This is a genomic window from Comamonas thiooxydans (assembly GCF_000964545.1).
Classification (GTDB): Bacteria; Pseudomonadota; Gammaproteobacteria; order Burkholderiales; family Burkholderiaceae_C; genus Comamonas; species Comamonas thiooxydans.
In genome coordinates, this window is sequence record NZ_BBVD01000024.1 from 1 (window position 1) to 26,098 (window position 26,098).

The following is a 26,098-nucleotide window of genomic DNA, read 5'->3' on the forward strand; positions in this document are numbered from 1 at the left end:
GTTGATGGTGATGGTGATGGTCTGAGTCGCTGTGCCGCCGTGGCCGTCTTCGACGGTCACGGTGATGGTGTCGGTGACCTTCTGACCTTCGGCCAGGGCCTGGACCTTGGGATCGTCGTTGTTCAGCACATAGGTCCACTCGCCGTTCTGGTCGACCGAGAAGCTGCCGTACTGGCCCTTACCTTCGTTGCTGACGCTCCAGCTGTGGGTATCGGTGATGTCGACATCGGCCACGTCGAGCTTGCCGGTGACCACCGACACGCCGTCTTCGGCCAAAGCGCCATCGGCCTTGCCGGTGAGGGCGGGGTCGTCGTTGGTGCCAACGATGGTGACAGTCAATGTCGCAGAAGAACTGGCGCCGTCTTTATCGACCAGGGTATACGTAAAAGTTTCGACCAGGGTCTCACCCACACCCAATGCCTGCACAGCATTCAAGCTGCTATCAAGCTGATAGCTATAGCTGCCATCGGAGTTGAGGGTAATCTTGCCGTACAGCCCTTGATCTGCGCCGACCAGAACAACTCGATGCTCTGTGAGGACCCCTTCGCCCAATTTGTCGTTGGCGAGCACATTGCCTTGCAAGGCGGATACCGCATCTTCGAAGATCACACCCGAATCAGCACTTGCCTGGGGAATGCTTGTGACAGGCTGAGGCGGCGTAACTTGATCCGTGTTGTCCGCCAAAACGCCCACCCCACTAAAAAGTGGAAGGACGGTAGTCGCTGGTACAGGACGTCCATACTCCAGCGCCAGCGGCGACACTGCCTCAATGATGCTGGAAAGGCGCACAAAAGTGCTGCCACCCTCGCTGCCGCCCGACAATGTGGCCGCCGTGGGATCCAGCTCATCGAACGGATCCTGGCCGGCATTGATGGCCGCAATGATCTGGTCAATCTGCGCATTCGCGGGGCTCGCCACAGCCGCCTCTTCCACGGTGGGCGGCTGAATCAGATCCGCAGTGAGATGCACATCCTGGTTCTCGCCCACCATCAGCGGTGGCTGACCGTCCGCCTGCAACTGCACGGTGCTACCGGAAGCCGTCACTATCTCGGCGTCGGCGGGGATACGCATGCCTTCACGGAGCACCGTCAGATTGCCATCAGAACCACGCATCCAAGCCTGGCCAGTGAGTTTGGTAACGAGAACGGTTTGAGCTGCCATGAGGGTCTGCCTATCCAGTCAGATTAAAAAGTGAAGGTGCACAAAGGCACCTCTCCAATATTTCAGCTGAATGGTAGAAGCCAAGGCCCCACAGCACTATTGGCGCCAAAGCCAATCGGGATCTGTTTTATTCGATCTCTGCTGCTGTAAATCAAAAAAGCCTGAAGCCTGCATATTGCAGGCTTCAGGCTTTTCAGCAACAGGCACTCCAGAGGAAAGAGGTGACTATGTATTCATCAGTAACCCAAAAATCAGGTTCAAGCCAGTTGCTTGCGCCCGATACCGTGGACCTTCAGGGTCAGCGCCAGCCGATCCTGTACCTGCAGCTTTTCAAAAACCGCAGACAGATGGGCGCGCACGGTACGTTCGCTGATGGACATGCGTTCGGCGATCTCCGCATTGCTGTCACCCAGCGATGCATAGCGGGCAACCTCCTGCTCTCGTGCAGACAATGGTTCGGCCCAGTCCGACTCATACTCAGGCAGACGGGCATCCACATCGCGCAACAAGCGCTGCAACAGAGAACGTCCAAGCCAGATGTTGCCGCCGGCCATGCTTTGCAGCATCCGTGCCAGCACCTCCGGGCTCGATTGCGCATGGGCGTAGCCCGATGCTCCGCGGGACAGCAGGTTTCGACCCTCCTCATCGCTGGGGCGGTTGCTGAGAACCAGAACCTGAAGATCCTTCAGCAGCTCAATCCAGCGGGCCGCAGTCGACTCGGGCAAGGATGGCAGGGCTGCATCCAGCACCACCACGGTACGACCTTGCTGCTTCCAACGTTGCAAATCGGCCAGGCTCTGGCCGCGCGCAGGCATCCACTGAGGGCCTGCGATCTGCTGCCATTCCTGCCACAGCGTGGCATCCTGAGTCAGCATCAATACAGGCAAGGCATTCATAGAGTTCCTTTGTAATTGTTGGCGATCCATGAACTAACGTTCGATCAATGCATTGGACTTGGCACGCAGAATCGGCTTGAGCAGATAGTGCATCAAGGTGCGCTTGCCCGTGAGGATATGCACCTCGGCCTGCATACCGGGAATGATGGGGCGCGAGTCATCGCCCACGTGAGCCTTCTCCGTGCGCACCTTCACGACATAAAAGGAGTTCCCCTTTTCGTCGGTAACGGTGTTGGCACCGATCTGCTCCAGCTTCCCCTGCAGGCCTCCATAGATGGCAAAGTCATAGGCCGTGAACTTCACTTCGGCCTGCTGACCAAAATGCAGGAAGCCGATATCGCGTGGATTGATCTGCACTTCCATCAACAAGGTGTCATCCAGCGGCACGATGTCCAGGATGTCCTTGCCCGGCTGCACAACACCGCCGACGGTATTCGCCATCAAGGTGTTGACCGTGCCGCGCACGGGCGAGCGCACTTCGGCCAGCTTGACGCGATCCTCCAGCGCCACCTTGCCTTGCTCCAGGGTGCCCAGTTTGGCCTGGGTTTCCGAGAGCTCGGAGCGAGACTGATTGCGCATATTCAGCTCCGACTCCTGAATCTTGCGCTCCGCCTCCTGAATCGCAGCCTGAATGCGCCCGATCTGCGCACCGGCCGCCTTGGCCTCGCCACAGAAGCGAGCCACATCACGTTGCAGGCGCAGCAAATCCACTTCGGACACTGCTCCACTCTTGAGCAAGGGGCGAGTCACCGAAAGCTCTTCGGACGTCAAGCTGCAACTGGAGGAAGCCTGGTCACGGTTGGCCTGGGTTTCGCGCAGCTCCTGCTGACGTTGGCGCAACTGGTCACGCGCAATATTGACGTTGGTGTTGAGCTCCTGGGAGCGGCTCTCCCACATGCGCCGCTCCATCTCCACCAACTGAGGCGCCAGAGCCTGCACATCTTCCGGAGCCTTGAAAGGCTCGCCCGATGCCAGGGCCTGAAGACGCGCGGCCTTGGCCTTCAATGCCAGAAGTTCGGCCTTGTTCTCGCCCAGGGACGAACTGTAGCGCGTTGGATCGATGCGCAAGATGACCTGACCCTGCTCCACATGCTCACCGGGGTGCACCAGAATTTCCTTGACGATGCCGCCATCCAGGCTCTGCACCACCTGAACCTGACGCGAAGGAACCACCTTGCCCTGGCCTCGCACCACTTCATCAATGCGACCCAGGCAAGCCCATAGCAGCAGAACCACCACGGTGACCAGAGATACCCATATCAACAGACGCGAACCACGCGCCTGCTGCTGCCCTGCAGCCCACTGCGCATCGGCCTTGAGGTCATCCGGCTGATGCGTTCCGACAACCTCGCTGCCGTCAAGCAGCCATCGCTCCAGTCGCGTCCAGCGCGTCTTGAGCGCATCCTTGAAGCGCGACGGCTTTTTTTGAGGTTTGGACTCGCTCATGCTCGCCCTCCTACTCCACCAATCCGCCCTTGCTTCAGGGCCTCGATCACCTGATCCTTGGCTCCATCGGCAACAATTCTGCCGCCGTCAATCACGATCAGCCGGTCAACCAAGGTCAACAAGGCCGTGCGATGAGTGACCAGCAAAATGGTCTTGCCCTGGGAGGCCTCTTCCAGACGACGTTTGAGCTGTGCCTCGCTCTGGTTGTCCAGATTGCTGCTGGGCTCATCCAGCAACAATATGGCCGGGTCGTTGATCAAGGCACGAGCGACAGCAATGGATTGGCGCTGGCCGCCAGAAAGTGACTCGCCCCGCTCGCCAACCAACATGTCGTAGCCCTTGGGATTGCGCGCCGCGAAATCATCCACACCCGCAATGCGTGCCGCATGCAGCATGTCTGTCTCATCCGCGAATGGCGCACCCACCAGCAGGTTGTGCTTCAAACTGCCATAGAACAGCATCGGGTCCTGCGGCACATGCCCGATGGCCCGACGCAGATCCACCGGGTCTATCTGACGGGCATCCATACCATCGATCAGAACCGAGCCTTCACTGGGCTGATACAGACCCAGGACCAGCTTTTCAAGCGTGGTCTTGCCCGAGCCGATACGCCCAATGATGCCAACCCGCTCGCCGGGTCGGAGCGAAAAGCTCACTCCCGAAAGACTGGCCTGCTCGCTTCCCGGATAGCTGAAGCTGACATTGCGAAACTCGATGGCGCCACGCAGATCCGGACGTGAGACGAATTCGCGCTCAGCTTCATGTTCGACCGGCATCTTCATGTAGTTGTCAATGGAATTGAGCGAGGTGCGCGCATTGTGAAACTGCATCATCAGCCCCGCCACCTGACCAAAGGGTGCCAGACAGCGCCCCGCAATCATGGAGGCTGCAATGATGCCGCCCATGGAGAGCGCCGCATCCTGCACCTGGTACACGCCGATGACGACCACAGCTATGGTGACCAGTTGCTGCAAGGTCTGAACGAAGTTCACCGTACCGGACGAGATGAACTTGATCTTGCCCCCCATATAGGCAATGTACTGAGTGGAGCTCTCCCACAGACGCTGCACTCCGCTTTGGGCATTGAGCGTCTTGACCGCCTCCAGATTGGTCAGCGACTCCACGAGCAGCGCGTTGCGCTGAGACGAAGCCTGAAAGGTCTTGAGCGTCAGACTCTCCATGCGTGCCTGGGCCCAGAAGGAAACCAGCAAGATCGCGGCAATCGCCACCACAGGCGGAATCAGCATCCAGGGCGAAACCCATGCAATCGCCACCAGAAACAGAAGCACAAAAGGCAGATCCACCAAGGTCGTGAGACTTGCAGACGCAATGAAGTCACGAACCGACTCAAACGAGCGCAGATTGGCCGCAAACGAACCGACGGATGCGGGTCGGCTCTCCATGCGCAAGTCCAGAACGCGCTCCATGATCTGCGCGGACAGCTGCACATCCACACGCTTGCTCGCGGCATCCACAACATAGGCACGCGTCGTCGTCAGCACAAAGTTGAAGATCAGCACCAAAGAAATTCCGATAGCCAACACCCACAATGTTTCCACCGCGTTGTTGGGCACCACCCGGTCATACACGTTCATGCTGAACAAGGGCATTGCCAGTGCGAAGACATTGATGAGTACGGCTGCCAGCAAGGCATCGCGGTACAGGCGCCGATTCTCCAGGATCACCGCCCAGAACCAGTGACTGCTGCGAGGCTCCATGCCTTGCTGCACGGAGCGCGGCTCGAAGCGGAACTGCGGACGCACAAAGCACATCAGCCCCGCGTAGTCCTGCAGCAAAGCCTGGGCCTCTACCTCGACCGGACTCTCCGACTCCGGATACTGCAACAGGAAGCGACCGCTCTCCAGCGCTCTGAGCAGCAGACAGGCACGGTCTCCATGGAGAATCAGAATTGCCGGCAGCAAGCCCTGAGGAACATCGTCAAGACCGCGCTGCACGATACGCGTGCTGAACTGCGCGCGAGCCGCAGCCCGAGCCAGCAATGAAGGCGTCAGGCGCTGATCCACCAACGGCAGACCATTGCTCAGTGCCTGCGCGGTGTAGGGCTTGCCATGCAGGTTGGTGAGCTGCACCAGGCAATCCAGCAAGGGATCCGCATGGGTCTCATGGGCCGGCATGCGCCAGTCCCCCGCCGGTGCATGCGCCGAGCTTCGCGCCCCCAGAAAGGCCGGGCCGGCCTGCTCCGCCGCTGCCGCGGCATCCGGCAAAGAACCTTGCCCGGCCTTCTGAGTCGCATCCGTACCGTTGCTCGATGCCAATGAAGGCTCAAAGTCTGGTCTGGTCATCTTCAACAATCAACCTATAAAAGCTCTTCGTCATCATCAATCAAGTCCAGCGAATTACGCATACGCTGGCGCGCCTGCTTGCGCTGGTTCAGCTTCTCCAGCGCCTGCGGCGGAAGATCCGTCAAGCGCAAAGCCCCATTGGCAAGCAAGGCGTCAATCAAGTCCTCGAGAACGCGGATGAAATCCGCATCCAGTGCCGACAATTCCTGCCGGGAGGACTGCTCCGACGGTGGTGAATCGCTTTTATCCATCTTGTTCATCAACTCCCACTAAAAGCTGCGCCAGGCGCCACCAGCTATCACTGACGGCCCGCCGCACCAGATGCCGGGGCTTGGGCTGGAGCCCCCAGATCAACCGCTGCGCTGGCAGGCACAGGCGTCAGATTGCTGGTGTCCGGCACCGAGGATTTGCAGCTACGCAGCAGATCATCCGGCAAGTTCAGCGCCTGCTGCTCATCCGGGCGGCTGTCGTCATGCGGCTGCGCGAGCCCCAGCACAGGCAGAATCTGGCTGGACAAAGTCAGCCACTGGTACTCGGCCTTTTTCAGGTCATATTGAGCGTTGACCAGAGCGCGCTGGGCATCGAACAGCTCGTTTTCCGTATTGAGCAGATCCAGCAGCGAACGCTGACCGATCTTGAATTGCTGCTGATACGCCACGCGGACCTTGGCCGTGGAAAGAACATGCTCACGCAGGAACGGCGTTTGCTGACGCAGGCGGGCCATGTTGTTCCAGGTAATCGACAGCTCCTGCTGGATGTTGCGGCAGGTGTAATCGCGCACATCCTGTGCGGCATAGCCCTGAGCAATCGTCTGACGCAGGCGTGCCTCGTCCGCACCACCGCGATACAGGTTGTAAGTCAGCATCAGCTGCACTCGCGAACTTTGCACATCCCAGTAGGCCGGCGAGTTCTGATCACGATCACGCCCCGTGGACGCCAGCAGCTCGAGCTTGGGCATATGTGCCCCCTTGGCAGCCTTCTGACCGGCCTCTGCCGCTTGCACCAGAGCCTGCTTGGACAATAGCAGCGGACTCGCGCGCAGCGACTCGCCGAAATCCTTGGCCACCCCGGAAGCAGGCAGCTTGGCACTCACATCGGGCACCGGGTCCAGCGTGGCCGCAGGATACTCACCCACCACGCGGCGGTAGCGCTGCAGCACATCGTTGAGGTTGTTGCTCTCGGTCATCAGATTGGTCTGCGCCAGCGACAGACGTCCACTTGCCTGCTCCAGATCAACACCGCGGCCTACGCCGGACTGCTGGCGCTCACGCAACTGCCCCAGCGTCACCTGGTGGGTGCCGAAATTCTCACGGGCCAGCTTTTCCATTTCGCGATAACGCTGCACATCCAGATAGGCGGCAACAACATCATTGGCCAAATTTTCAGTGGTGGCGCGCAGGTCGTAGAACTTGGCCAGCTTCTCAAAGCCCAACTGACGGATATTGCTGCTAGTGGTGAAGCCATCAAAGATCAGCTGACGCAACTGCAGGTTCCAGCCCGGACGGTTCCAGTTCTGCGATGGAGCATCCTGGATATGGCTGCGCCACTCGCGACCGACCCAACCTTGCGCGGTGACTTGCGGACGCCAACCTCCCCGGGCCACGTTCTGACCTTCAGCGGACGAGCTGAAATCCTGAAAGCGCGCCTGCACTTCGGGATGAGTCATCAGTGCCTGCTCGACCACCTTTTGCAGTGCAACACCCTGCTCGTTGGCTTGTTGCGCATTCATGGTCGTCTGGGCCATACCCCCCATGGCCCACGAGGCCACACCCAGAGTGGCTACCACTTGTGCAATCTGACTGAATTTCATTGTTATCCCTCTTGTTTGACTCCGACCGGGCAATGCGATGCCTACCCCGCCAACTAATTGGCGAGAGCAATCGGTGCGACTTCTACAAATCGTTCCCGCGGAAGCTGGTTGTTAATGTGGATCGGCTCGCTGCTGCCCGAAAAGGCATTGCATACGGCCTCAGAACTCGCAAAATGGAATTCTGTAACTCTCGTGCTCACAGCCTTTGGCGTCATGCCAGTACCGCACAGGAGACTGACGGTCAGGTCAAGCTTGTTGCCTGATCGACAAAACTCACTATTTTTGCTTGACGAGCCACCATTCAGCAGTGGTACAGGGATGACATCGCCAATCCCTTGGCCAAACAAATCGCGCGGACAGGCTGTGGAGCGTCTATCGGCTAGACACAGCGCATTTGGAGATGTTCCTTTCCACGATAGCAAGGCGGAGCCTCCGGTTTCCGGCCGGTGTTCTTGACGCATAACCCTGCATGCGAAGCCGTGCGTTGATGGCAGATCTCCTGGCAACACCATCAAACAAATGGATTCAATTGCAAATCTAGCACAAGGCATGCAATGATTTGTTTCAAAAAACCACTCAACCAACCGAACTTCGATTTTTTTGCCGGGAATTGGCAATTCTTTTCATTCCTTCTTTATATCAAAGAAATTAAGAATCAATACCGCTTCCAGCACCGCAACCATAGCGGCGCATGCGTTGCAAAGTGAAATCAGCCCACATCCAAAGTCGTAATCGAACAATTGACAATGAATTGATCCGAAATAGAAAAAGGGCTTCTGACTGAATAGTCAGAAGCCCTTGTCTAATTGGTCGGAATGGCGGGATTCGAACTCGCGACCCCTTGCACCCCATGCAAGTGCGCTACCAGGCTGCGCTACATTCCGAAGACTTGAATTATACACAGAAATTCGACATCAAAGAGAAAGCAGCGCCCTGATCTGCAAAAGCTCCTCTTTGACCTCCTCCATGCCCATTGCACCAGCAGGCTCCGAGAGCCCCTGCTCCAGCATTGCAGCCAGCAGATGGCTTTGCGCCAGCTCTTCCCCCTGCAGGTGCTGGGCCGGATGCACAAGCACCGGCTGCTGCTCGACTGCCTTGCCGTGACCCGTCACCAGTTCGCGCAGACGATTTCGTGCGCCGCTGATGGTGAAGCCCTGCTCGTAAAGCAGCTCGCGAATGCGACGCACCATCAACACCTCATGATGCTGGTAGTAGCGGCGGTTGCCACGACGCTTCATGGGCTTGAGCTGCACAAACTCCTGCTCCCAGTAACGCAGCACATGAGGCTTGACGTCGCAAAGATCCGCGACCTCACCGATGGTGAAATAGCGCTTGGCGGGAATTGCTGGCAAAGAAGAAGCCATGGCTGGTTGCAAGCGGTCAGTGAAGGGATGGGTGAAAGATATGCAATCACGACTTGCGCAAATTCGGGTCAGGCACGGTGTTTTGTCATTAGAAATGCCCGCCATGCATTCCTGTTTGCACAAGTCCTAGCAATATAGCGCGAAGAGCTGACAGGACCTTGCACCGCGTACGACGCAAAACTGTCAGCTCCTCAGTCACCGATGCCTAGCCTGTCCGCGCATCAGTGGATTTACCAATCGCTTATGACCCCGAGCCTTCGCCCTGGATCAGCTCCTTGAGCTTGCTGCTGGCATGGAAGGTCACCACACGGCGCGCAGCGATGGGAATCAGCTCACCGGTGCGCGGGTTGCGACCGGGCCGTGGCGCCTTGGTGCGGATCTGGAAGTTGCCAAAGCCCGAAAGCTTGACATCTTCGCCCTCCACCAGCTTTTGCGAGATCAGGTCGAAAAACGCATCCACCATGTCCTTGGCTTCGCGCTTGTTCAAACCGATTTCGTCAAACAGCAGATCGGCCAGCTGCGCCTTGGTCAACGCGGGGCTGTCGATGCTCTCTACGGCAAGCTCCATAGGTCGATCTCCTTGTGGATTGAACATATCAACGCAGGCGAGCCGCAACGCGTTCAACCAGAGCCGCAATTGTGCCCTGCATGGCGGCATCGATTTCCGCATCGGTCAGCGACGCGGTGTCGCTGCCCAGCGTCAGACGCACGGCCAGGCTCTTCTCGTCCTGAGCCAGGCTGCCCGGCGCCGCTTCCTCGCCAGCCTTGAGCTTCTTGGGACGGAATACGTCGAACAGCACGGCCGAGCGCAAAATGCCGCCCTGCACGCCTTGCTGCACGGCTTCCATCACCTGGGCGTGGGTCACGGCTTCCTTGACGACCACAGCAATGTCGCGCTCCACGGCCTGGTGCTTGGCCACGGACTTGAACACGGGGACCTCGCGGGCCAGCACGGCATCGAGTTCCAGCTCGAACATCACGGGAGCCTGGGCCAGATCCCATTCCTGGCGCCATTGGGGGTGCAGCTCGCCGACAAAACCGATGGCCTTGCCGTCCAGCAGCACGCGCGCGCAGCGGCCGGGGTGCATGGCCGGATGCTCGGCAGGCTCGAACACGGGCTTGGCTGGAGCCAGCAAGGCTTCCACATCACCCTTGACGTCGTAGAAGTCGACCTTGGCCTCTGCCCTGCCCCACTGCAGCTGGTCGGCAGCGCCGTAGGCGAGACCCGCCACGCGCATAGGCTGATAAAAGCCCTTGACGGTGGTGTCGGAGTCGACGACGGAGTCGTCCTTGAAGAACACGCGACCCAGCTCGAACACACGCACGCGCTGAGCCTTGCGGTCCACGTTGAACTTGAGCACCTGCAGCAGCGAGCCCAGCAGCGACGAGCGCATCACGCTCAGATGGCTGGCAATGGGGTTGAGCAGCTTGATGGCGTTATTGTTGCCAGCCAGCTCCTGCTCCCACTTTTCTTCGACAAAGCTGAAGTTGATGGTTTCCTGGTAGCCCAGGCCCGCCAGCTCGTGGCGCACGGCGTAGGGGCTGCGCTCGTTCTCGGCGCGCAGCTTGGGCGAGATCGGGGCCAGCGGCTTGGTGGTCGGCAGGTTTTCGTAGCCGATCATGCGTGCCACTTCTTCGATCAAGTCTTCTTCCAGATTGATGTCGAAGCGGAAGGTGGGAGCGGTGACGCTGATCACAGGTTCGCCTGCCGCACCTTCGCTGGCCACGGTGGCCGGCAGACCCAGGCCGTTCAAGGCATCCAGGCATTGCTGCTGCGTCACGGCCATGCCGATGACCTTGGCCGCACGCGCCACGCGTAGTTGCACGGCCTTGGAGGCGGGCATATTGGGCTTCTGGTCGTCCATGGCGCCGACTTGCGTCTCTGGCGTGCCGCAGATTTCCAGCACCAGCGCGGTGATGCGCTCGATGTGCTCGGTGGTGAACTCGGGGTCCACGCCGCGCTCGAAGCGGTGGCCGGCATCGGTCGAGAAATTGAAGTGGCGCGAACGGCCGGCCACGGCCTTGGGGAACCAGAACGCAGCTTCGATATAGATGTTCCTGGTGTCGTCAGACACGGCAGTCGCATCGCCGCCCATGATGCCGGCCAGCGACTCGACCTGCTTGTCATCGGCAATCACGCCGACCTTGAGGAAGTCGTCGATCTTGATGGTGTTGCCATTGAGCAGCTTGAGCGTTTCGCCCTCCTTGCCCCAGCGCACATTCAGGCCGCCGCTGATCTTGTCCAGATCGAAGATATGGCTGGGACGGCCCAGCTCGAACATCACATAGTTGGAGATGTCCACCAGCGGGCTGACCGAGCGCTGGCCGCAACGCGCCAGACGGTCCACCATCCACTGGGGCGTCTTCACCCGCGTGTTGACATTGCGCACGATACGGCCCGAGAAGCGGCCGCACAGATCGGTCGCCTCGATCTTGACCGGCAGCTTGTCTTGCAAGGCCACGGCCGCAGCGGGGAAGGACAGGGCTTTAAGCGGCGTGCCGGTCAGCGCCGACAGCTCGCGCGCCACGCCGTAGACGCTGAGGCAATGCGCCAGATTGGGGGTGAGCTTGAGCGTGAACAGCGTGTCGTCCAGATTCAGGTACTCGCGCACGTTCTGGCCCAGGGGCGCATCGGCGGGGAACTCCAGCAGGCCGCTGGCGTCTTCGTCGATGCCCAGCTCCTTGGCCGAACACAGCATGCCAAAGCTCTGCACGCCGCGCAGCTTGCCGATCTTGATCTTGAAGGGCTTGCCATCGGCACCGGGCGGCAGCTCGGCACCCACGGTGGCGCAGGGAATGCGGATGCCCACGCGCGCATTGGGCGCGCCGCAGACAATATTCAGCAGCTCGGGGCCGCCCACGTCGACCTGGCAGATGCGCAGACGGTCGGCGTCGGGGTGCTGCACGGCTTCCTTGATTTCACCGACCACGATGCCGGTGAAGGGAGGCGCCACAGGATCCAGCTCTTCCACTTCCAGACCGGCCATGGTCAGAGTATCGGCCAGTTGCTGGGTGGTCAGGTTGGGGTTGCAGTATTCGCGCAACCAGGATTCAGGAAATTGCATAGTCAGACTCTTTGGCGTTCATGCCAGTCGCACCGCAAGCGGTCTGCCACTGGCTGGGCATGCGTATCTCAAAAAGATGAGCTATTAGCGCTTGGCACACAATGATTTCAGCATCAAAACTATCTGAAATCGTTTCAGAGCATGCGCTAGCAGCTCACTTTTCAATTACTGAAACTGCGACAGAAAACGGATGTCGCCGTCGAAGAACAGGCGCAGGTCGTTCACGCCATAACGCAGCATGGTCAGGCGATCGGGGCCCATGCCAAAGGCAAAGCCGATGTATTTTTCGGGGTCCAGCCCCATGTTGCGCACCACATTGGGGTGCACCTGGCCGGAGCCCGCCACTTCCAGCCACTTGCCGGCCAGCGGGCCGCTCTGGAACTGGATGTCGATTTCGGCCGAAGGCTCGGTGAACGGGAAGAAGCTGGGGCGAAAGCGCAGCACCAGATCATCCTGCTCGAAGAAAGTCTTGCAGAAGTCGGTGAACACGACCTTCAGGTCCTTGAAGCTCACGTTCTCGCCGATCCACAGGCCTTCGCACTGGTGGAACATGGGCGAGTGGGTGGCATCCGAGTCCACCCGGTAGGTGCGGCCGGGGGCAATCACGCGGATCTCGGGCATGGTCTGGCCGGCATCGAGCGCATTGCGGTAATTCTTGACATGCTGCACGGCATGGCGCACCTGCATGGGGCTGGTGTGCGTGCGCAGCAGATTGGGCGCGTGCTGGGTGCCGCCTTCGACATAGAAGGTGTCGTGCATGGAGCGCGCGGGATGGTCTTCAGGCGTGTTCAGCGCCGTGAAGTTGAACCAGTCGGATTCGATCTCGGGGCCCTGGGCCACATCAAAGCCCATGGAGCCGAAGATGCCCTCGATACGCTCCATGGTGATGGAGACGGGGTGCAGCCCTCCCGCGCCACGACGGCGACCGGGCAGAGTCACATCCAGCACCTCGGCCTTCAGATGGGCCTGCAGCTCGGCGTCTGCCAAAGCCTTGCGACGAGCGGTCAAGGCCGCTTCGATCGCCTGCTTGGCCACGTTGATGGCTGCGCCGCGCGACTTTTTCTCTTCGACGGAAAGCTGCGCCATGCCCTTCATGAGCTCGGTCATCTTGCCCGACTTGCCCAGAAACTGCGCCTTGGCATTTTCCAGATCAGCGGGGGTGTGGGCTTGCGCAAACAGTTGCTGTGCGCTTTCGACCAGAGAATCCAACTCGTTCATATCGACTCTTTATCGACTTGTAAAAATAAACAAGGGCTAGTGCCTTTTCAAGCCCTAGCCCTTGCTGTTTGTGCATCAGCAGCTACTGAACAAGACACGACTTCTGCAATCAAGTTCAAGCAAGATGCTCGCCCATCGGCAAATGCCTTTGGGGATTCTTGTCTGCAAAAGTCCTACAAGAGTAACTACCGATCGTGACCTCAGGCAGCCAGCTTGGCCTTGACTTGGTCGACGATAGCTGCAAAAGCAGCCTTGTCGTGCACGGCGATATCGGCCAGCATCTTGCGGTCGATTTCGATGGCAGCCTTCTTCAGGCCGTTGGCGAATTGGCTGTAAGTCAGACCCAGTTCACGTGCAGCAGCGTTGATACGAGCGATCCACAGCTGACGGAACACGCGCTTCTTGGTACGACGGTCACGGTAGGCGTATTGACCAGCCTTCATGACCGCTTGCTTGGCAACGCGGAAGACGTTACCACGGCGACCGCGGAAACCCTTGGCCAGATTCAGAACTTTTTTGTGACGGGCGCGAGCCGTTACACCACGTTTGACGCGAGGCATGTGTTTTCTCCTAGTTCGTCAGTGAATTACAGGCCTGCGGAAGGCAACATCTTTGCGATGGAGCCCATATCGCCGGAATGCACGTTGACAATGCCACGCAGGTGACGCTTGTTCTTCGTGGTCTTCTTGGTCAAGATGTGACGCTTGAAGGCTTGACCGCGCTTGACGGTACCACCGGGACGAACGCGAAAACGCTTCTTCGCGCTGCTCTTGGTCTTCATTTTGGGCATGTGAATGCTCCTATTGAATTTGTGCTCGCAAGGCGGTGTGCAACCCGCACACACTTCGCTGGCCTCCGAGGCACTTGTTTGTCAGTCCGGCCAGGCCAGGCTGACGTCTTGCAGGCAAGCCTGCAAATTCTTTATCTGCCGCACAAAACAAAAGTGGGCCAAGCCCACTTTTGCCGACAAGGCAAAACCGCAATTATGCCTTATCTGCAGCCTCAGGTGCAGCAGCGACGCCATCACCTTGTGGTTTTGCACCACCAGCAGGCTTCTTGCCGCCTGCACGAGCCGGCGCAACCATCATGATCATCTGACGGCCTTCCAGCTTGGGGAACTGCTCCACCTGGATGGAATCGGCCAGATCGTCACGCAGACGGTTGAGCAGATTCAGACCCAGCTGCTGGTGCGTGATTTCACGACCGCGGAAACGCAGCGTGATCTTGCACTTGTCGCCATCCGCCAGAAAACGGCGGATATTGCGCAGCTTGATGTTGTAGTCACCATCATCCGTACCAGGGCGGAACTTCACTTCCTTGATTTCGATGACGGTCTGCTTGGCCTTGGCTTCAGCAGCCTTCTTCTGTTCCTGGTACTTGAACTTGCCGTAATCCATCAGACGGCAGACCGGAGGAGATGCGTTGGCCGCAATCTCCACCAGATCGACATCCAGCTCGCCGGCCATGCGCAGCGCTTCTTGCAGCGGTACGATGCCCAGAGGCTCGTTGTCGGGACCAGACAGACGCACTTCAGGCGCCATGATTTCTCGGTTCAGTCGATGCTTGCGCTCTTCACGGTGGCGCCGATCGCGAAATTCAGTAGCTATGGTTTTCACCCTTGGATTGAAATGGCTACAACAGCGTAGCCGGCTAGCGTGCCTTGCACGCTGACCGGCCCGCCACAAAAATTAATCTGCTTCAGGCCTTGGCCGCGATGTCCTTGGCGAGCAATTCAATGAATGCATCAACCGACATCACTCCGAGGTCTTTGTTACCCCGGGCGCGCACTGCAACCGCACCAGCAGCCTTCTCCTTGTCGCCTGCGACAAGGATGTAGGGCAGCTTCTGCATGGAATGCTCGCGTATTTTATACGTAATCTTTTCATTGCGCAGATCTGTCACCACTCTAAGGCTTTGATTCGGCAATGCTTTTTGCAGCTTCTGCGCAACTTCCTGCGCATAGTCGGCCTGAGCGTCCGTGATATTGAGCACGGCAGCCTGCACGGGAGCCAGCCAGGCAGGCAGCGCGCCCGAGTGATGCTCGACCAAAATGCCGATGAAACGCTCCAGCGAACCCAGGATCGCGCGGTGCAGCATGATGGGTCGATGGCGCTCGCCATCCTCGCCCACGAATTCCGCATCGAGACGCTCGGGCATGTTCGGGTCCACCTGGATGGTGCCGCACTGCCATTCGCGGCCCAGCGCATCCTTCAGGGTGTACTCGATCTTCGGGCCGTAGAACGCACCCTCGCCCGGCAGATACTCGAACTCGCAACCCGATGCACGCAGACCTTCGGCCAGCGCGTTCTCGGCCTTGTCCCAGGCTTCATCGGTGCCGATGCGCTTCTCGGGACGGGTCGACAGGCGATACAGGATGTTGGTGAAGCCGAAGTCGGCATACACCTTCTGCAGCAGCGAGGTGAAAGCCGTCACCTCGGCCTGGATCTGGTCTTCGGTACAGAAGATGTGACCATCGTCCTGTGTGAAGGCACGCACGCGCATGATGCCGTGCAGCGAACCCGTGGGCTCGTTGCGATGGCAGTTGCCGAACTCGCCAAAGCGCAGAGGCAGATCGCGATAGCTCTTGATGCCTTGCTTGAAGATGATGATGTGGCCCGGGCAGTTCATGGGCTTGAGGGCATATTCACGCTTTTCCGAATCGGTGGTGAACATGTTTTCGCGGTACTTGTCCCAGTGGCCGGTCTTCTCCCACAGGCCCTTGTCCAGAATCTGCGGAGCCTTGACTTCCTGGTAGCCGTTGTCCTGATAGACGCGGCGCATGTACTGCTCGACCTGCTGCCAGACCGCCCAGCCCTTGGGGTGCCAGAACACGGTGCCGGGCGAGTGTTCGTCGATGTGGAACAGATCGAGTTCGCGCCCAAGCTTGCGATGGTCGCGCTTTTCGGCTTCTTCCAACCTGAACAGATAGTCCTTGAGCTCGTCCTTGGTTGCCCAGGCGGTACCGTAGATGCGCTGCAGCATCTCGTTGCGGTGGTCGCCACGCCAGTAGGCGCCGGCCACCTTCATCAGCTTGAAGTGCTTGAGCTTGCCGGTGCTGGGCACGTGAGGGCCACGGCACAGGTCTTCGAAGGCGCCTTCACGGTACAGGCTCACATCCTCGTTGCTGGGGATAGAGGCAATGATCTCTGCCTTGTAGGCTTCGCCGATGTCCTTGAAGTACTGCACGGCCTCGTCACGCGGCAGCACGCGGCGCACCACCTGCTCGTCCTTGTTGGCCAGCTCGGTCATCTTCTTTTCGATGGCGGCCAGATCTTCGGGAGTGAAGGGGCGCTTGTACGAGAAGTCGTAGTAGAAGCCGTTTTCGATCACGGGACCGATGGTGACCTGCGCATCGGGAAACAGCTCCTTGACGGCATAGGCCAGCAAGTGAGCGGTGGAGTGGCGGATCACCTCCAGACCGTCGGCATCCTTGGCGGTGATGATGGACAGCGGCGAATCCTGCTCGATCACAAAGCTGGTGTCCACGACCTTGCCGTTGATCTTGCCGGCCAATGCGGCCTTGGCCAGGCCGGAGCCAATCGAAGCAGCGACTTCGGCAACCGAAACCGGGCCTGAGTATTCGCGCTTGGAGCCATCGGGGAGCGTGATGTTGATCATAAATTCCTTGTCAAACCAAATTTGTGTGGGTGAGGGCCAGCGCCAGAGCTTTGGAGTTGCCTGAAAGCAAAAAGCGCGGAACCAGTCCGCGCTTTGATGAGGGTGTCGAGAAATCTCGGGCAGGCGCGAACCGCCAGCTGCCATCAGCAGCTGAAGTACATCTCCGATGTAGTTCGCGGTGTCATAACCGTTGATGCCTTTCTCGCCCTTGTGAATTGAAGTCGCGCCATTTTAACCCGGCAAACAAAAAAGCGCCCGAGACTTTCGCCCCGGGCGCATAACCCCTTTTTTACCTAGACAGAATCACGATTCATCGTGGCTCAATGGAACTGCTCTTCCTCGGTGGAGCCGGTCAGCGCCTTGACGCTGGAAGAGCCGCCCTGGATCACGGTGGTCACGTCGTCGAAGTAACCTGCGCCCACTTCCTGCTGGTGCGAGACAAAGGTGTAGCCCTTGTCACGTGCCGCGAATTCGGGTTCCTGGATCATTTCCACGTAGTGCTTCATGCCTTCGCCGCGAGCGTACTCGTGGGCAAACTTGAAGGTGTTGTACCAGTTGCTGTGGATGCCGGCCAGCGTGATGAACTGGAACTTGTAACCCAGTGCGGACAGATCTTCCTGGAAGGAAGCGATCTGGCTGTCGTTGAGGTTCTTCTTCCAGTTGAACGAAGGCGAGCAGTTGTAGCTCAGCAGCTTGCCTGGGCAGGCTGCATGCACGGCCTGGGCGAATTCGCGGGCAAAGCCGATATCGGGCACACCGGTTTCGCACCACACCAGATCCGCGTAGGGAGCGTAGGCCACGCCGCGGCTGATGGATTGCTCCAGCCCGTTCTTGACACGGTAGAAGCCTTCCTGAGTACGCTCGCCAGTCAGGAACGGAATGTCGTTCTCGTCATGGTTGCTGGTGATCAGGTTGGCCGCCTCGGCATCGGTACGGGCCAGCACAATGGTGGGCACGCCCATCACATCGGCTGCAAAACGGGCGGCAATCAGCTTTTCGACCGCTTCGCGAGTGGGCACCAGCACCTTGCCGCCCATGTGACCGCACTTCTTGACCGCAGCCAGCTGGTCTTCGAAGTGCACGCCGGCAGCACCTGCCTGAATCATGTTCTTCATCAGCTCGAACGCGTTGAGCACGCCGCCGAAGCCGGCTTCCGCATCAGCCACGATGGGCAGGAAGTAGTCGATGAACTCCTTGTCGCCGGGGTTGATGCCCTTGCCCCATTGGATTTCATCGGCACGCTTGAAGGTGTTGTTGATGCGGCGCACCATGGTGGGCACGGAGTCATAGGCGTACAGCGACTGGTCGGGGTACATGGTCTCGGAGGTGTTGCCGTCGGCAGCTACTTGCCAGCCCGACAGGTACACGGCTTCCAGACCGGCCTTGGCCTGCTGCATGGCCTGGCCTGCGGAGATGGCACCGAAGGCGTTCACATAGCCCTTCTTCGAGCTGCCGTTGATCTTGTCCCACAGCACTTCGGCACCGCGCTGGGCCAGGGTGTACTCTGGCTGCAGACTGCCACGCAGACGCACCACATCGGCAGCGCTGTAGCCGCGCTTGACGCTCTTCCAGCGTGGGTTCTGTGCCCAGTCTTTTTCGAGGGCTGCGATTTGCTGTTCACGGCTCAGTTGCTGAGTCAGGGATTGGGGCATGGTGCACTCCTTAGCGGTTAAAACAAGATGAATTGGTGTTCGTCCTTGGGATCTACTTTATGTCTGCAGCACTCTTTTACAGAGTCTTATGTCTTATAAAAGACTGAAATTTATATTCAATAAAATCAATTGCTTATTTTTATTTTTCACAATAAGAAAACGCATTTCTCGTATTGAGAAATTTTGCGGCAGCGCAACATTTCAATTTTTCATAATGCAAAATTGAATTCTTGCTTCATGAAAAATTTGCAGAAGCACGACTTCCGGAGTCCGCATCCTTTGAACGCAGTACGAAAAAAGTCCCGGCGCATGCCTTGATCTGCTCATCCTTGATCTGCTCATCCTTGATCTGCTCATTTATCCGGCACGAGACAGGCCAAGCCACTTGAACAAAAACAGGTGACACGACAAAGACATGGCGCCCAAGGCGGCGGGAACCAAAAAAACAACAGTTCCCTCCCCTGGGTCAAATGCATGCAACAGCCCTGCCACACTGCTTTGCATCACCTTCTCTTGTCATTGAAATTCATTTCGCCATGCACACGCCCAGCCGCCCCATCGCCTATCTCTGCCTGGCGCTCAGCATGTCTTTGGTAGGAAGCTATGTGGCCTTGTCCAAGCCTCTGGCTGCCATCTTTCCGGTCATGCTGCTGGCCTGGCTGCGCTTTGGCATCGGTGCCGTGGCCATGCTGGGCTGGCTCAGGCCACCTGCGCACGAGACAACTCTGACCAGACAGACCAAGTGGCTGTTGTTTTTTGAGTCCTTCTTCGGCAATTTCCTTTTCACGCTCTGCATGATCAGCGGCGTGGCCATGACCAGCGCTGTCACGGCAGGCGTGACCATGGCCGCAATTCCTGCCGCAGTCGCCATCATGAGCTGGCTTTTTCTGCGCGAAGCCGTTGGCGCGCGCACATGGACAGCCATTGCTTTCGCAGTGGCCGGCATAGGGCTGAATGCCTTGAGCAAGACCGAAAGCAGCAGCCTTGCCGCACATCCCCAGCAAGGCCTGGGCCAGTTGCTGCTGATTTCCGCAGTGCTGTGCGAGGCCGCATATGCCGTGATCGGCAAAAAGCTCACCGCCAGCGTAAGCCCCAAACGCATTACGGCGCTGATCAATCTCTGGGGGTTTGTGCTTTCCGCACCCGCCGGGCTCTATCTGGCCTGGCAGTTTGATTTTTCCCGGGTTTCGGTGCCCGCATGGGGTCTGTTGCTGTTTTACGCCCTGGCCGCCTGCGTCTGGACGGTGTGGCTGTGGATGACGGGATTGCGCGCCGTGCCCGCATCGCGGGCCGGCATTTTTACCGTGCTGCTGCCCATCAGCGCCGCCGTGGTGGGCATGCTGGCCCTGGGCGAGCGCGTCGGCAGCATGCAATTGCTGGCCTTCGGCATTGCCCTGACCAGCGTGGTGATCGCAACCTGGCCCGGTTCATTGCAGTTCAGGCGCTAGGCGCCGTCGATTCCAATCAGGAAAGCAGATTGCGGCGGCTCAGCACAATGCCGTCGGAGTCGGCATACAGCCAGTCGCCTGGGCGAATCCACAGGCCGGCGATCTGCACATAGACATCGCGCAGTCCCTGGCCTTGCTTGACGGTAGGCATGGGGTTGAGCGCCAGCGCATACAGACCCACGGGGGTGGATTTCAGCTCGGCCACGTCGCGCACGCAGCCATAGACAAGCACCCCGGCCCAGCCGTTCTGGGCCGCCGATGTCGCCACATTCCCCCCCACCAGAGCCCGGCGTAGCGAGCCGCCGCCATCGACCACCAGTACACGACCACCTCCCGGCTCGGCCAGCGCTGCTCGCACCAGGCTGTTGTCGTCCAGACACTGCACGGTGCTGACCTCCCCCATAAAGCCGACATTCCCGCCATAGCTGTGGAACACGGGCGGCAGCACACGGAAATCGCTGCTGTCATCGCTGATATGCGCATCGCACAAATCGCAGGTGCTGAAGCCAAGAGAAGCCGAGGAATCGCTCATGAAAATCTCCACAGAACCAAGTCTCCCGCATCTTGCCCTGAGCACCTGACATAGCACAAGCACCAGCGGACACACACAGAGAGCAACTTTTTCACAACACTCTCGGGGAAAAACCCGTGAAAACGGACACTAAAGGGCCTGAGAGCAACAAATCGAGGCAAAAAAACAGCCCACTAGCTTGGAAGAGCGATTTTTTGCCATTAGCATCAGACTCAGCCAGTGGATTGCAGCTGTATTTCGCTGGTGATAAGTCCACTACCCAATTAGGAATAAGCAATATGGCAACTGCAAAGAAGGCACCCGCTGCAGCACCGGCAGCAGCTCCCGCCGCTAAGAAGCGCACTCCCAACGCTGCCTTCATGAAACCCCTGACCCCCAGCGCCGCTCTGGCTGCCGTGGTTGGCAAGGATCCCCTGCCCCGTACTGAAATCATCAGCAAGCTGTGGGTCTACATCAAGGCCAACAACCTGCAAGACGCTGCCAACAAGCGCATGATCAACGCCGACGCCAAGCTCAAGGAAGTCTTCGGCAAGCCCCAAGTCTCCATGTTCGAGATGGCCGGCCTGATCGGCAAGCACGTCAAGTAAGCACTGCGCTTGCGCTGACCACAAAAAAGCTGGCCCGAGCCAGCTTTTTGTATTTCTGAGGCAAGTGTCGCGTACAGGCCGACGCGACTGGGACGGCTTTACCGCAGCAATGCATGCGTGCATGCCTCGGTCTCGACGCCGACGGAATCACGGCCGCGAACGCTGGTCAGGACGGAACCGGCCGGCAGATCTTTCCGACAACCGCGCGGCCCACCGATTGTCGCGGCCCTCACGAAGCTGACCCCGGGCTATCTCCGCCATCGTGCCCCGCCATGCTTGCACCCTGAACCGCACATTCCTGCAAGACTGCAGTTGCCGGGCAGCCAGGACATGGGCTCCACAGGCATGGAGACGCGTGCGCACGTTCGGGTCTCGGTGCGGCGAACGCCTCCCCGGCAGCCCCGGCCATGGGAGGTGCACAAGCTTGAGCGCTGTCCCTCAGTAACCGTCCAAAGCCGTCACGACGCCGGCAATGCCCATGAGACATCCGCAGAGGAGACCGGCCAAGAAAATCAGTGCTGCAATTCCAAAGCTCATTGAACGCCTCTCCTGCCGCGCAGAGCAGTGTGATTGCGGCACGCCGTGCGACTCATGGAGCCCCCCTTGCGATACGCGCGCCCCCTCCTTCTGGGCGTGTGCTGTGCAGTGCATGGCGCTCGTTGACAGGCGGCCAGAGCATGTCGACGGGCATGCCTGTGACTTCTGCAATGCGCTGTCGAATGCGGGCCGATACCGCACGACCGCTGATGACTTGCGACACGCTGCTGTTGGCCACGCGCATTTCGGACGCCAATGCCGCGGGGGAAATGCCTTTCATGCGCAGCGCCGCTTTGATTTGCTCGGGATGCATCTGGTAGCCTTTCGCCTAATTATTTAGGTTAAAGCACGTCGTCGTGCTTTTGGCGAATTATGGGAAAGATTTCTTTCCCATGCAATACACCTTGGACAAATTTTTATGACCCTAGGGGAACGGCTGCGCGAAGAAAGAAACCGGCTGGGCATGAGCCAGCCAGCCTTCGCTGCACTTGCTGGCACTACGAAGCAAACTCTTTTTTCCTGGGAATCCGGCAAGACAGCGCCGGATGGCTTTCAGATGACCGCGCTGAGCGCACACGGAGTGGACCTGTTGTATGTGCTGGCAGGACACCGCACACCGGCAGTTCACCCTGCAGAGGCTTTGTCAGACGATGAACTCCGCCTCCTTCACGGGTATCGCAGGTGCAATGCGGATGGAAGGCAGCACCTCATACGATCCGCAGAACTGCTGTCTGCGGCACATGCCATGTCCGCCGAAGACCGCAAGCAGGCCCTCCAGGATCGGCCACATCGACCGGGTGAAGACGCCCTCTGATCCGTCCTGCCCGATGTCCGAGCGGTGCGGCACCTATAGGATGCGGTGCAGTCCTGCTCCAAGACGGTGACAGGGCCTGCTGCCATCCCCCCGCCTGGACGTGCTCAGTACACATCGCGTCGGTAGCGGCCCGAGCCCAACAGCTCGGTCACCTTGGCCTCGCCCAGAATGGCCTGCAGCGTCAGATGCACGCCTTGACCCATGCCGTTCAGGCTGCCGCAAACATAGATGGCCGCACCACGCTCCACCCATTGCCGGACTTCCTCTGCATGACTGCGCAACAAATCCTGCACATAGCGCGAATCCTTGCCGTTGCGCGACCAGGCCTGATCCAGCCGTGCCAGTCGGCCTTGCCTGAGCCATGCGCCCAGTTGATCGGCAAATAGCGCGTCATGTTGTGGACTGCGCTCTCCGAACAACAGCCATTGATCACTTAGCTCTTGCTGCACACGCGCCTTGATATGGCTGAGAAGGCCCGCCAGGCCCGAGCCATTGCCGATCAGAATCAGCGGCCGCCCGGCGTTGTCACCGAGCCTGAAGCCGCAGTGCTCGCGCAAGGTCAACGGCAGCACATCTCCCTCGGCCATGCCACAGCACAGCCAGTGCGACGCAAGGCCCGGCGAACCATCGGCGCGCGTGCTCTCGCGCACCAGCAGTTGCAGGCTGCCGTCGGCCGTGATTGAGGCGATCGAGTAGTCGCGCGCGCGCTCAGGGTCGGCGGGCACGCACAGAGACACCAGATCGCCCGACTCCCAGTGCGGCAGCTCGCCGGACTGCGGCGTCCACTCCAGCAGGTATAGCGCCCCGCCCTGGCTGCCGGGATTGAGCAAACGCCGCCGACTGAGCACAAAAGGCATGCTGACCGGCGCCTGCAACCAGTCCGAGTCCAGTTCCTTAGCGGGCGCAGACTCGCCCAGCAAGTCCTGTCGCATCTGAGTGACCTGGGTCTGCCAGCTCTGCAAGCTCGAGGCATCCATATTGTCCACGCAGACCAGATCGCTGCGCGCGCCGCTGGTCTGCAACCACTCATGCACTTTCACACCAAACGCACAGAACTCCTGGTATTCACGATCACCCAGCGCCAGCACCAGGCTTTGGTGCTGGGTCAGCGCAGGCTGCGTGGCCATGAGCTGCTGCACAAAGCCCAGCGCATGGTCGGGCGCATCGCCCTCGCCTGTAGTGGATAGCAGCCACAGGCTGTGCTCGAATTGCTGCAGCAGCACGGCCGTCAGTTTTTCCACGGGCAGCAGACGCACCTGCAGACCGCCGTCGACCAGCATCTTGCCCGTGGCGCGTGCCAGCGCCTCGGCCTGCCCCGTCTGGCTGGCATAGGCGACCAGAACGGCAGGCGCAGCGGCATCGCCCTGCGAGGCATTGCTCTCGGCCTCATCGGCCAGGCGCTGCCTGCGTACCTTGGTGCCAATACCCCAGCACATGCCTGCGTAGGCGGCTACCAAACCCATAGCCCCATAAATGCGCTCGGGCGTCAAAATCCATTCCACTGTCATGCCTCAAATAGGTTGATCCAGGCCGGTGTCTTGAGCACCTGTCTGCGGGCCTCATTGTCATCGGGTGCGAGATGCGATGTGAGCACGGCCGCAATCTCATGTTGACGGGCAAAGTCCATGCCTTGCTGCGGACCCAGCACCGTGAGCACGGTGGCCAGCGCATCGGCGTGCATGCATTCCTCATGGAACACGGTCACGCTGGCCAGATCATGCGTCACCGGCCAGCCCGTGCGCGGATCCAGCGTGTGCGAATAGCGCCTGCCAGCCTGCGTGAACTGATGCCAGAAATCGCCCGAGGTGGCAAATGCGCCCTCCCTGCAGGCCACGACCAGCGACTCGGACTCGACAGAACCGCCCGTGCCCAGTTGCACCTGCCAGGGCCGCCCATCAGGGCGCGCCCCCCAGCTACGCAGCTCACCGCCGATTTCGAACATGCCCGCAGCCCAGCCAGCCGCCTGCAGCTTTTGCACCGCCCAATCCACGGCAAAGCCCTTGGCAATGCCGCAAAAATCCAGCTCAAGACCACCGCTCTGCTGCAACTGCCGGGTCTGTGCATTCCAGCGCAGATGGCCATGGCCGCTGGTCTTCAGCAAGCGTTCGATCTCATCGCTGGCAGGTGCCTGCCCTGAATGCGGCTGCAACGGGTTCTGACGCGGCCCGAACCCCCATAGCGAGACCAGCGCTCCCATGCCGGGGTCCATCGCTGCGCCTGAAAGCTTTGCCCAATGCAAGGCCGCTTCCAGAACCTGAGCAAACTCCGCCGGAACTACATGCATTTCACCGGGACTTGAACGATTGAACCGGGTGATCAGCGAATCCGCCTCCCAGTTGCTCATCTGGGCAATGACATCCTCAAACACCTGCTCCAGCAGGGCCTGCACCGGCTCCGTGGGCAGGTAATCAGGATTGAGCAGGCGCAGCGACCAGTGGGTGCCCATGGTCTTGCCGGACAGGCGGTGAATACGCCCGTCCTGCTGGTGCTGCAGGCTTGCAGGTCTCCAGCGCTGCACACCAAAGTCCAGCGCCGGCGTCCGGGGACAAGCCTGACTCTGTGCCGCCGACGAGGGTAGTTGCCAGAGACTGGCATCAAAGCGTACGCGGGGGGGTGTGGGCATGGGCATCCAGACAAAGACGAAAACAGCAGCAAAAACAACGACGCGCCCGTAGCGGGCGCGCGTATTCAGTCCATCAAGCGCCAACGCTTAAGGCAGGACTTCCAGAGTCGCGATATAGCCCAGGCGGCGCTCCGTTGCCTTGGCAATGCTGGTCTTCTTGTCCGTGGCATCGGCATTCAGCCAGAACAGACCTGCACGGGGGAACTTGATCTTGACCTGACCCTTGGCATCGGTCTTGAGCTTCATGGCGTCCACACCGTCGCGATAGCGAATACCGTCGGCCACCAGCTCCAGTTCCAGATCCGCAGCGGGCTTGCCGTCAAGATGGAATTCGAAAGTCGCCTCTTCGCTGGCCACCAGGTCATTGGGGTGAGTCACAGGCTTGAGCTCCAGACCCTTGCCGGTCAGCGCCAGCGCCGAAGGCTTGCCCAGAGACACAAAGGTTTCCATGCGGCGCAGATTCTCGGTCACGCGCACTTCCTTGGCATCGGCAGGAATCTGCTTGAGCACTTCCTCCACCGAACCGCGCAGGCGCTTGGGCTGGCCGTTGGCATCCTTGTAGCCGCCCATCACGCCGGTCATCAGCATGGTGACGCGGTAGGTACCGGTCTTTTCTGGCTTGAAGTCGAACATGCTGCGCAACTCGCCCTTGGCGACATTCTTCATTTCCACGGCCGCGCCATCGGGTGCGGTCACCTTGACGGCTTCCAGACCCAGCGGACGGTGGTTGAAGAAGAACACATCGTTGGACACGGCCGCATCCACCGTCACCCAGTCGGACTTGGACAGCACGGTGCTGGAAGGCTTGAACCACAGATCATGTGCCTGGGCGCCCAGGGCAGCCAGAGCCAGAGTTGCAGCGACGATGGCACGAGTTTGGAACTTCATATCAGGTCCTTGAAAACAGAAAGGGTGACAAATCCGAAAATGAGGCGAGGCCCAAGCCAGGAACACCAAGCAAGAGCCGCCTCGCAGCGAAGGTGTTGTTCCCCTCCGCGAAGCAGAGAGGGGGAAGGCGCGGAGC

At 59.5% G+C, this 26,098-nt stretch carries 24 protein-coding genes and 1 tRNA gene; 3 read left to right on the plus strand and 22 right to left on the minus strand.

Annotation, left to right across the window (positions count from 1 at the left end; genetic code table 11):
• The 17 genes from Cth01_RS22610 to aceA all read right to left on the minus strand — a co-directional run.
• Window positions 1-1,161: retention module-containing protein (locus Cth01_RS22610; protein ID WP_045840508.1), on the minus strand; the 1,161-nt coding region annotated here is incomplete at its 3' end.
• A gap of 257 nt (window positions 1,162-1,418) precedes the next feature.
• On the minus strand, window positions 1,419-2,057 hold the full coding sequence (locus Cth01_RS22615) for a response regulator transcription factor (protein ID WP_045840509.1): 639 nt from the start codon (window positions 2,055-2,057) through the stop codon (window positions 1,419-1,421).
• 33 nt (window positions 2,058-2,090) lie between these two features.
• Window positions 2,091-3,503 (minus strand): HlyD family type I secretion periplasmic adaptor subunit, encoded by a 1,413-nt coding sequence (locus Cth01_RS22620; protein WP_045840510.1) that lies wholly within the window; start codon window positions 3,501-3,503, stop codon window positions 2,091-2,093.
• Window positions 3,500-5,638: a type I secretion system permease/ATPase gene (locus tag Cth01_RS22625; RefSeq protein WP_045840528.1), complete on the minus strand. Its 2,139-nt coding sequence runs from the start codon at window positions 5,636-5,638 to the stop codon at window positions 3,500-3,502. Before Cth01_RS22625 ends, Cth01_RS22620 begins: the two co-directional genes overlap by 4 nt.
• 182 nt (window positions 5,639-5,820) lie before the next feature.
• Complete coding sequence (locus tag Cth01_RS22630; protein ID WP_003069983.1) at window positions 5,821-6,066, minus strand: hypothetical protein; 246 nt, start codon at window positions 6,064-6,066, stop codon at window positions 5,821-5,823.
• Window positions 6,067-6,104: 38 nt separating this feature from the next.
• Window positions 6,105-7,616: a TolC family outer membrane protein gene (locus Cth01_RS22635; RefSeq protein ID WP_034358892.1), complete on the minus strand. Its 1,512-nt coding sequence runs from the start codon at window positions 7,614-7,616 to the stop codon at window positions 6,105-6,107.
• Window positions 7,617-7,669: 53 nt separating this feature from the next.
• Entirely contained in the window at window positions 7,670-8,233 is a 564-nt protein-coding gene (locus Cth01_RS22640) for a hypothetical protein (RefSeq protein ID WP_139032135.1), read from the minus strand.
• A 190-nt stretch (window positions 8,234-8,423) separates the two neighbouring features.
• Window positions 8,424-8,500, minus strand: a tRNA-Pro gene (locus Cth01_RS22645).
• Between the two features lie 30 nt (window positions 8,501-8,530).
• Window positions 8,531-8,980: a MerR family transcriptional regulator gene (locus Cth01_RS22650; RefSeq protein ID WP_045840511.1), complete on the minus strand. Its 450-nt coding sequence runs from the start codon at window positions 8,978-8,980 to the stop codon at window positions 8,531-8,533.
• 241 nt (window positions 8,981-9,221) lie between these two features.
• On the minus strand, window positions 9,222-9,548 hold the full coding sequence (locus tag Cth01_RS22655; RefSeq protein WP_012838976.1) for an integration host factor subunit alpha: 327 nt from the start codon (window positions 9,546-9,548) through the stop codon (window positions 9,222-9,224).
• A 28-nt stretch (window positions 9,549-9,576) separates the two neighbouring features.
• Window positions 9,577-12,045, minus strand: a complete 2,469-nt coding sequence (gene pheT / locus Cth01_RS22660) for a phenylalanine--tRNA ligase subunit beta (protein ID WP_045840512.1) — start codon at window positions 12,043-12,045, stop codon at window positions 9,577-9,579.
• 165 nt (window positions 12,046-12,210) lie between these two features.
• Complete coding sequence (pheS, locus tag Cth01_RS22665; protein ID WP_003069975.1) at window positions 12,211-13,263, minus strand: phenylalanine--tRNA ligase subunit alpha; 1,053 nt, start codon at window positions 13,261-13,263, stop codon at window positions 12,211-12,213.
• A gap of 200 nt (window positions 13,264-13,463) precedes the next feature.
• Window positions 13,464-13,823: a 50S ribosomal protein L20 gene (rplT, locus tag Cth01_RS22670; protein WP_003053572.1), complete on the minus strand. Its 360-nt coding sequence runs from the start codon at window positions 13,821-13,823 to the stop codon at window positions 13,464-13,466.
• Window positions 13,824-13,849: 26 nt separating this feature from the next.
• Window positions 13,850-14,053 (minus strand): 50S ribosomal protein L35, encoded by a 204-nt coding sequence (rpmI, locus tag Cth01_RS22675; RefSeq protein ID WP_003053571.1) that lies wholly within the window; start codon window positions 14,051-14,053, stop codon window positions 13,850-13,852.
• Window positions 14,054-14,246: 193 nt separating this feature from the next.
• Window positions 14,247-14,879 (minus strand): translation initiation factor IF-3, encoded by a 633-nt coding sequence (infC, locus tag Cth01_RS22680; RefSeq protein ID WP_072248305.1) that lies wholly within the window; start codon window positions 14,877-14,879, stop codon window positions 14,247-14,249.
• Window positions 14,880-14,961: 82 nt separating this feature from the next.
• Window positions 14,962-16,881: a threonine--tRNA ligase gene (gene thrS / locus Cth01_RS22685; RefSeq protein WP_045840513.1), complete on the minus strand. Its 1,920-nt coding sequence runs from the start codon at window positions 16,879-16,881 to the stop codon at window positions 14,962-14,964.
• Between the two features lie 320 nt (window positions 16,882-17,201).
• Window positions 17,202-18,533 (minus strand): isocitrate lyase, encoded by a 1,332-nt coding sequence (gene aceA, locus Cth01_RS22690; protein WP_003053566.1) that lies wholly within the window; start codon window positions 18,531-18,533, stop codon window positions 17,202-17,204.
• A gap of 536 nt (window positions 18,534-19,069) precedes the next feature.
• Here aceA and Cth01_RS22695 point away from each other — a divergent pair.
• On the plus strand, window positions 19,070-19,981 hold the full coding sequence (locus Cth01_RS22695; protein ID WP_045840514.1) for a DMT family transporter: 912 nt from the start codon (window positions 19,070-19,072) through the stop codon (window positions 19,979-19,981).
• A gap of 16 nt (window positions 19,982-19,997) precedes the next feature.
• Here the strand turns inward: Cth01_RS22695 and rraA are convergent, their stop codons facing one another.
• Window positions 19,998-20,513 carry a ribonuclease E activity regulator RraA gene (gene rraA / locus Cth01_RS22700; RefSeq protein WP_034379811.1) on the minus strand — a complete coding sequence of 172 codons (516 nt, stop codon included), beginning with the start codon at window positions 20,511-20,513 and terminating at the stop codon, window positions 19,998-20,000.
• Window positions 20,514-20,791: 278 nt separating this feature from the next.
• Here rraA and Cth01_RS22705 point away from each other — a divergent pair, with 278 nt between their 5' ends.
• Complete coding sequence (locus Cth01_RS22705) at window positions 20,792-21,100, plus strand: SWIB/MDM2 domain-containing protein (protein ID WP_003053560.1); 309 nt, start codon at window positions 20,792-20,794, stop codon at window positions 21,098-21,100.
• 589 nt (window positions 21,101-21,689) lie between these two features.
• On the opposite strand, the gene Cth01_RS22710 is transcribed toward Cth01_RS22705, so the two are convergent.
• Window positions 21,690-21,950 carry a helix-turn-helix domain-containing protein gene (locus Cth01_RS22710; protein WP_045840515.1) on the minus strand — a complete coding sequence of 87 codons (261 nt, stop codon included), beginning with the start codon at window positions 21,948-21,950 and terminating at the stop codon, window positions 21,690-21,692.
• Between the two features lie 105 nt (window positions 21,951-22,055).
• Here Cth01_RS22710 and Cth01_RS22715 point away from each other — a divergent pair, with 105 nt between their 5' ends.
• Window positions 22,056-22,451: a helix-turn-helix domain-containing protein gene (locus tag Cth01_RS22715; protein ID WP_072248304.1), complete on the plus strand. Its 396-nt coding sequence runs from the start codon at window positions 22,056-22,058 to the stop codon at window positions 22,449-22,451.
• 104 nt (window positions 22,452-22,555) lie between these two features.
• On the opposite strand, the gene Cth01_RS22720 is transcribed toward Cth01_RS22715, so the two are convergent.
• The 3 genes from Cth01_RS22720 to Cth01_RS22730 form a co-directional block, all read right to left on the minus strand.
• A complete protein-coding gene (locus tag Cth01_RS22720) occupies window positions 22,556-23,959 on the minus strand; it encodes a sulfite reductase subunit alpha (protein WP_045840516.1) in 1,404 nt (467 codons plus the stop codon).
• Window positions 23,956-25,074, minus strand: a complete 1,119-nt coding sequence (locus Cth01_RS22725) for an FAD:protein FMN transferase (RefSeq protein ID WP_233425263.1) — start codon at window positions 25,072-25,074, stop codon at window positions 23,956-23,958. Before Cth01_RS22725 ends, Cth01_RS22720 begins: the two co-directional genes overlap by 4 nt.
• An 87-nt stretch (window positions 25,075-25,161) precedes the next feature.
• Window positions 25,162-25,962 (minus strand): DUF4198 domain-containing protein, encoded by an 801-nt coding sequence (locus Cth01_RS22730; RefSeq protein WP_003069955.1) that lies wholly within the window; start codon window positions 25,960-25,962, stop codon window positions 25,162-25,164.
• Window positions 25,963-26,098 lie beyond the last annotated feature (136 nt).